Source organism: Microcoleus sp. AS-A8, assembly GCA_039962225.1.
GTDB lineage: Bacteria > Cyanobacteriota > Cyanobacteriia > Cyanobacteriales > Coleofasciculaceae > Allocoleopsis.
Map to the genome: position 1 here is coordinate 347,456 of JAMPKV010000008.1, position 6,292 is coordinate 353,747.

General features: G+C 46.2%; 10 protein-coding genes. 4 read left to right on the forward strand and 6 right to left on the reverse strand.

The window, feature by feature from the left end:
• The 3 genes from NDI48_15505 to NDI48_15515 all read right to left on the reverse strand — a co-directional run bounded on the left by NDI48_15505 (position 1) and on the right by NDI48_15515 (position 2,452).
• Complete coding sequence (locus NDI48_15505; GenBank protein MEP0832579.1) at positions 1-462, reverse strand: DUF393 domain-containing protein; 462 nt, start codon at positions 460-462, stop codon at positions 1-3.
• Complete coding sequence (locus tag NDI48_15510) at positions 449-682, reverse strand: hypothetical protein (GenBank protein MEP0832580.1); 234 nt, start codon at positions 680-682, stop codon at positions 449-451. Before NDI48_15510 ends, NDI48_15505 begins: the two co-directional genes overlap by 14 nt.
• A 480-nt stretch (positions 683-1,162) precedes the next feature.
• The gene (locus tag NDI48_15515) at positions 1,163-2,452 is read right to left on the reverse strand and encodes a DEAD/DEAH box helicase (GenBank protein ID MEP0832581.1); all 1,290 of its coding nucleotides are present in this window, start codon (positions 2,450-2,452) and stop codon (positions 1,163-1,165) included.
• Between the two features lie 202 nt (positions 2,453-2,654).
• Here NDI48_15515 and NDI48_15520 point away from each other — a divergent pair, with 202 nt between their 5' ends.
• Positions 2,655-3,023: a type II toxin-antitoxin system Phd/YefM family antitoxin gene (locus tag NDI48_15520; GenBank protein MEP0832582.1), complete on the forward strand. Its 369-nt coding sequence runs from the start codon at positions 2,655-2,657 to the stop codon at positions 3,021-3,023.
• 142 nt (positions 3,024-3,165) lie between these two features.
• Positions 3,166-4,227 (forward strand): hypothetical protein, encoded by a 1,062-nt coding sequence (locus tag NDI48_15525; GenBank protein ID MEP0832583.1) that lies wholly within the window; start codon positions 3,166-3,168, stop codon positions 4,225-4,227.
• A gap of 74 nt (positions 4,228-4,301) precedes the next feature.
• Here the strand turns inward: NDI48_15525 and NDI48_15530 are convergent, their stop codons facing one another.
• Complete coding sequence (locus NDI48_15530; protein MEP0832584.1) at positions 4,302-4,526, reverse strand: hypothetical protein; 225 nt, start codon at positions 4,524-4,526, stop codon at positions 4,302-4,304.
• Positions 4,511-4,726: a hypothetical protein gene (locus NDI48_15535; protein MEP0832585.1), complete on the reverse strand. Its 216-nt coding sequence runs from the start codon at positions 4,724-4,726 to the stop codon at positions 4,511-4,513. The genes NDI48_15530 and NDI48_15535 overlap by 16 nt, the downstream gene beginning before the upstream one ends.
• A 187-nt stretch (positions 4,727-4,913) precedes the next feature.
• Here NDI48_15535 and NDI48_15540 point away from each other — a divergent pair, with 187 nt between their 5' ends.
• Complete coding sequence (locus NDI48_15540) at positions 4,914-5,414, forward strand: hypothetical protein (GenBank protein MEP0832586.1); 501 nt, start codon at positions 4,914-4,916, stop codon at positions 5,412-5,414.
• A 207-nt stretch (positions 5,415-5,621) separates the two neighbouring features.
• Positions 5,622-5,975, forward strand: a complete 354-nt coding sequence (locus NDI48_15545) for a hypothetical protein (protein ID MEP0832587.1) — start codon at positions 5,622-5,624, stop codon at positions 5,973-5,975.
• A 17-nt stretch (positions 5,976-5,992) separates the two neighbouring features.
• Here NDI48_15545 and NDI48_15550 read toward each other — a convergent pair.
• A partial coding sequence (locus tag NDI48_15550) for an AAA family ATPase (GenBank protein MEP0832588.1) occupies positions 5,993-6,292 on the reverse strand: 300 nt, incomplete at its 5' end.

The following is a 6,292-nucleotide window of genomic DNA, read 5'->3' on the forward strand; positions in this document are numbered from 1 at the left end:
TCAATCATCATGGTCGGTTAATTGGCAACGCCCGATGGTGTTGCACTCAATCCGCTTCTGGCGATCGCTCATAATAGTTGCTAAATCTGGTCGTCCCGTTAGACTCAGTCGCCAGTCCGCCCAGATTTCATATAGGGTATCCACAATCCAACCAATCACAGGTAGCTTGGTGGCAGCATAAATCCACCCTATGCCCAGGATTTCGTAGACTCGACGAAAGACTTCCACATTTTTGATCACAGTGCCGTTGGGGAGTACAGCATGGATTCGCCCCATTGCCGTCTCAAAGTCTACCCCACCATTCGTTTCGGGAGTATAGTCATCGTCTGCAATGTCCACAAACGCCACTTTTCCTCTGCCTGCATCGCGTTTTCTCAAGAAATTAACTTCTCGCACACACAACGGACATTCACCGTCGTACAGCAATTTGATTTGCCATGATGGCTTTTCAGATGCAGACACAGTAGCGACTGCAACGGATTGGTGGGGTTGGGTGTTCGACGAGAGCATAGGCGGTTGCAGAATCAATTAGCGTTGGAACCGTTGTTAACAATCTCCCCAACAAGGAGATGGAGATTTTGCTAGGTTGCACTTTATTGCTAATTGTAACGAGTTGAGGATGCCATTCGGTACATAAGGCGTTGAGCGTGCGATCGAGGAGATATCCAACAGGCTCTTGCATTAAGAGCGATCGCAGAAGGGTTGCCTGCGAGCTCCCTGCATAAGTCTCTTTAGTGCGGGAGATATAAGTTCTTGGTAGCAATACCTCTCACTCTAAGGGATATAAAAGCAAGCATGACAATTATCAAACGAACTCCTACTCAACTGATTCTACAAAATCGAGACGCAATCTCATATAGTTTTCTTGCCCTAATTCCGTTATTCGCAGCTTTAGGATTCTTATTTAGCGCCTTTCAATAAAATTTCAGCTTTTCGAGTAGAACGGGGTGATAAATTATACGAAATTGTCTTAGTATTTAAAACCGGGGCATGTTTATGTTTAGTTACAGGTTATACCACCCGACGCCCTGCTGATAAAATAGTTGGAAAAATCGAAAACTTTCTGAGTAGTAAAAAGGCGTGACCTGTCAGCGGTTCAGAGTCCCCGACTTTTTAGAGAAGTCGGGGATCTTGCGTTCACTGGGTGGCAATCGCTAGGGGATTAGGCGGTGCGGAGCCGTTTTCGATCGCGATTCCCTGGTGAGGTGGGCTTTTGGGTGCGGGTGGGTTTGGATGGTGTCTGGGATTTTGCCCGGTTACTGCGACGTTGATTCGATCGCTGAGGCTTCGGTTGGTCTACTTTAGGTTGGGCTGGGGCGGTTGGCTCATATCCTGGTACCACTTCTTTGGTAAGGGTTTGATTGAGCAACCGTTCGATGTCCTTTAAGAATGGATATTCATCGCTACATACCAGAGAAACCGCTCGTCCAACGTTGCCAGCGCGACCTGTGCGACCAATGCGATGCACGTAATCTTCTGGTACATTGGGCAGTTCAAAGTTGACCACATGAGGAAGCTGATCGATATCTAGACCCCGTGAGGCTACGTCGGTGGCGACTAATACCCGCACTTTCCCTTGCTTAAAGTCTTGCAGGGCACGGGTGCGGGCGGCTTGACTTTTGTTGCCATGAATGGCAGTTGTTTTCAGCCCATCTTTAGCAAGCTGCTCGGCGAGGCGGTTGGCTCCGTGTTTGGTGCGGGTGAAGACTAGCACCTGTTTCCAGTTGTGGAACCCGATCATATAAGAAAGGAGTTCTCGCTTGCGATCGCGATCGACCGGATGAACTAACTGTTCCACTTGCTCAGCCGTGGTATTGCGAGGAGCCACTTCGATCTGGGTTGGAGACTTAAGCAGAGTGTTGGCAAGCTGCTGAATCGGTTTAGAGAAGGTGGCAGAAAACATCAGCGTCTGCCGGGATGGGGGGAGAATTGCCAATATTTTGCGGATGTCGCGGATGAAGCCCATGTCTAACATGCGATCGCATTCATCCAGCACCAGTATCTCAACTTGGGAGAGATCGACAGTCTGTTGCCCAAGGTGGTCGAGCAATCGTCCGGGTGTGGCGACTAGAATATCAACTCCCCGGCGCAGCGTTTGAATTTGCGCTTTAATTCCGACGCCACCATAAACGACGGCCGAGCGCAAGGACAGGTATTTGCCATAGGTTTTGACGCTATCGTTAACCTGATCTGCCAGTTCACGAGTGGGGGTGAGGATGAGGGCGCGAGGCGTGCGATGTACCTTGTTGGGGTTGGTGGTGTTCAGGAGTTGCAGTAGAGGCAGGGTAAAGCCTGCTGTCTTGCCCGTTCCCGTTTGAGCGCTGGCGAAAACGTCTTGTCCTTGCAGGACGGCGGGAATTGCCTGCTGCTGAATGGGGGTTGGCTCCATATAGCCAGAGTCAGCAACAGCACGAAGCAGGTCGGTCGAAAGACCGAGGTTACGAAATGTCATGGATGTAATTACTCCTAGTGGTGCCCCTATCCCAAATCAAATGCCTGGGGCCAGTCTAAGAGCAGGAAATTTGTGTTCAGTTGGATAGCTTGAATGAGCTTTCTCCAATGCGCCAGCAACAGACCGGAATGTACTGGCTTTCGATTCATCTTAGCAGAAATTCCCGACGATAATAGTTTTTAGCTGATCAAGAAGGCTGCCGATGATCAATGCGATCGTCAATCCCGCTGAAGTGCGATCTGCTGAAAACAGCAGATTTAGCGCCACGCATCGCTCTCGCTCATCGCTCATAATAGATGAAAGTCTAATGAGTTTTAACGTTACTCAGTTGATGGCTATGATTCCTATTAATGAAGCCAAACAGCGATTGCAAGATTTGATCGATGCCGTGAGTCAATCCCATCAGCCGATTGTAATTACTTCCCAAAGCAGCAATGCGATTTTACTGTCTGAAGCAGATTGGCTGGCAATTCAGGAGACGCTATATCTACTTTCGATACCAGGAATGCGGGAATCAATTCGTGCTGGTTTGGCGACTCCGATTAAAGAATGCGATCGCTATCCTCGTTAACGCTGAAGTGCGATCGCTGCATTTGATGTTGATGTTGGACGGGAGTAGATGTTGGGTAACAACAGCATCAATCCAAGCTATGGGGATAGGCGATCGCACTAAAAATTCTCAAAATTGGTTTGATGCAAATTAATAGAGAGAAATGCTTCCAGCAACGAAATGTCTTTTAGATCTCTACAAAAAAGATAAGAACCAAGAACGAGAACGGCAACTCAAAAATGCCTATATTCAAGCTATCAGACACTATGGCTCTCAGGAAGACGTGAAAGCTCTTTTACCTGCATTTTTAGAGGCAGCTAAACAACGTGATGAATTAATAGAGCCTTTAATGATTCACGGAGATGTATCAACAGCGCAAGCTCTTGTTGAAAACTGCTTCCAAGGAGAACAGCTGCGTGACGGAGTTCCAGAGGATATTCTTCACTGCTTGGGTTATCTTGGCTACACTCCAGCTCAACAAATTTTATGGGAATATGCCCAGTTAGGAGATTACCACCTCAGTAAAGCTGCTTGTATGGGACTTCTTAATTTACCCTGTGTTGGACTTGAACACGAAATTGAAGAACAAATCAAGAAGTGCTACGGAAAAAACATTTTTCCTGAATTTATTCCTGCATTAGCTATCAAGACAAACAATGATTCTCTTCTTGAGGAAATTTTTCATTTTGGTCAAACTACAGCTTCAACCGATTGTAATGGTGGGATTATTTTGGGTGTGGCTCTTTATGGTAAAAAAGGCTTTGATTTGTTTAAGGAAATAATTTGGAATACCCACTGGGAAGCCTACGATGGGGGCACTGGCTCTGGTTTTTACTTGTACATAGGTACACAATATTTGAAAATTCGCTGCGTAGAGCTTTATTTAGAAATGAAAGCGCGTCAAAAAGACGATATAGTATCCGAGTTTCAACAAGGGCACGACTTTTTGGTGATGAATACCTTACTTGCGTCCCAGATTGCTCGTCATCATATAGGTTTGCACTTTATTTCTGAAGTTGACGAAACCTACTCTCAACTCTATACGGATTTCTTCACTTGGTCTGACCCAAATCATGATGACTCAATTATTGGGTTAGCAAGTAAAACGTTTGGGCATAGTGACCTAATAGTATCGAGTCTACGTGAAATAGAAGAAACACTTTTACTGCGAATGGAACAAGAGATAGAAAGACAACAATTTCAATTTAAAGTTATTGATATGTGACGCTGCTTTCCTTTTTAGAGTTGTGAAAGCTTCATGCCAACGCTTATAGAATGCATTGCTACTCACCAGTTCTATTATTCTTCGTCGCTGGTGTCATCAATGCGATCTGCTGTAAGCAGCAGCGCTTCGCTATCGCCAACCTGATCTTCCTTATCTTCCTCATTGATATCTTCCCTCGTTTTGCGCTGCAAATCCCCGTACAGTTGTTGAAAACTGCTTAGCCGCGCCCTCAAGCGAGGTATTTTCTGTTCTAGATAAGCCAATTCCTCTTGAGTTTCCAAGATTAATTGGCTAAGCATTCCCCCAGATATTTCGCCTCTTGAAACGCCTGTAAATCTTCTGGATTCTTGACTCTGGATATTTGCGTGATCAGTTCCGTGCGAGTCATTCCCAGACTGGCTGCTACCTGATTCAGGTTTTCCCAGTCCTCTGGTTCGATCCGTATGCCCACACTGATCGTCTTCTTTTCTGATTTCGGTCTGCCGCGCTTCTTCTCCATTCCCCGTCGTATTTTCCATTGAGCATTCCCTTGAATTATCGCATAAGCAGAAATTGGCTCTTGACAAAATTATTGCACAACATAAAATAGAATAACTGCCAAACAAAAAATAAGATGGCAGCTAAACAGTAAATAAAGTTCGTTGTAGGCGATCGCCTTTCCTGAAGACATTACCCAGATTTTGACAATGAAACACTCCGACTGGCTGCGCCTTCAATCCGAAGGCGAGAGCATCTGTGCAACTTTGCGCCAACAGGGTTATCTATGCCGCAAACAGAATCGACACCTATCCTGGAAGCTTTGCAAAGAGGGTCAGGGCGATTACATCCTCGCTTGGCTACCAGCACCCGTCAGCGATTGGACATTGCTACCCAACAACACCAGCCCCCAACGCGAACAGCTTTGGCAACTCATTGAACGCACCTTAACCAGCATCAGTGGAGAAGTCATGAAAACTCTGCCAAAATGCACCTCACAAGCTGAAGACTACTCCCGCCCTTGGGCGATTATCCGACTCCTACCTGATGCCAGACGCTATACAGTGGCGAGATTTTTCAACCGCCAAGACGCAGAAGATCACCGACGCTTTCTAAAGCGCTTCATGCCTGCTGCTGAATTTGAAGTCGTCTTTGATGTTCCCAACGAACAGTTTCAACGCACAACTGACCAAGAACAAGGCTCAAATTAAATCTTAAATTAATGCCCTCACCCGCAAGGGAATTTATTCCCTTGCTAATAGCTCAAGTCCACTCAAGTGGACTGAAACCTTTGTTTATTGAGCATTTAATCCTCTTTCAGAGGATTTTAGCTATTAGTTAGGGGTTTGAACCCCTGGCGGATGAGTGGGTTTAGGCAAGATGTGAATTCAACAAACTCCACAAGAAATCAAGCAACCATGACAACCCTATTTCGTCGCATCAACCCCGCGCAAAAATTCCGCATCACCAAGCATCAAATTGCCAAAATCTTGAGAATTCCGGAATCACAAATTGTAAAAATCGAATCCTGGCTCTACGTTATCTTCGTCCATCGCCTAGATAAAGGAGGACAATTCATCAGTTACCGCCAGATGGAACAATGGAAAAATGCCATTGCCTGTCAACTGCAAAAATGCTCCACCAAACAACAGCTACAACACTTATGGAACGCAATTGAACGCGATCGCACAAAACACAACTCTCAATACCCCGATTCCGTTCTGCCCTTCCTAAAAAAAATCTGGGCAAAATGCCTCCCCACAGCCGCTTAGCTTCTTCAAAACTACCTTTACGACAACTCAGCCCGCACAAAAGCGATCGCACTTTCCCAATTGACAGTCTGATGGAGCAACGAGCGGGTGAATAGCTCTTTTACAACACGGATTTCTTCTTGTGTAAGATTCTTCGCCAAATGCGCCGCATAAGAAGGTCTATTTGTTGCTGAAGTAGCAGTGAACCAGCGATCGATTAAGGCGGGTGTAATATGCAATTGGGTAAGCTCACGCTCTTCATCCACTTCAACCACCAACCCCACCTCCTCCAAGGCAACCCGTAGCTCATCCGTATCCCAGTTCACCATTGGGTCTAA

What these genes read in the sequence shown, in the direction of transcription:
- NDI48_15530 (MEP0832584.1), bottom strand. Translation starts at nt 4,526, where the DNA reads ATGCTTAGCCAATTAATCTTGGAAACTCAAGAGGAATTGGCTTATCTA.
- NDI48_15540 (MEP0832586.1), top strand. Translation starts at nt 4,914, where the DNA reads ATGAAACACTCCGACTGGCTGCGCCTTCAATCCGAAGGCGAGAGCATC.
- NDI48_15525 (MEP0832583.1), top strand. Translation starts at nt 3,166, where the DNA reads ATGCTTCCAGCAACGAAATGTCTTTTAGATCTCTACAAAAAAGATAAG.
- NDI48_15510 (MEP0832580.1), bottom strand. Translation starts at nt 682, where the DNA reads ATGCAAGAGCCTGTTGGATATCTCCTCGATCGCACGCTCAACGCCTTA.
- NDI48_15515 (MEP0832581.1), bottom strand. Translation starts at nt 2,452, where the DNA reads ATGACATTTCGTAACCTCGGTCTTTCGACCGACCTGCTTCGTGCTGTT.
- NDI48_15545 (MEP0832587.1), top strand. Translation starts at nt 5,622, where the DNA reads ATGACAACCCTATTTCGTCGCATCAACCCCGCGCAAAAATTCCGCATC.
- NDI48_15520 (MEP0832582.1), top strand. Translation starts at nt 2,655, where the DNA reads ATGATCAATGCGATCGTCAATCCCGCTGAAGTGCGATCTGCTGAAAAC.
- NDI48_15535 (MEP0832585.1), bottom strand. Translation starts at nt 4,726, where the DNA reads ATGGAGAAGAAGCGCGGCAGACCGAAATCAGAAAAGAAGACGATCAGT.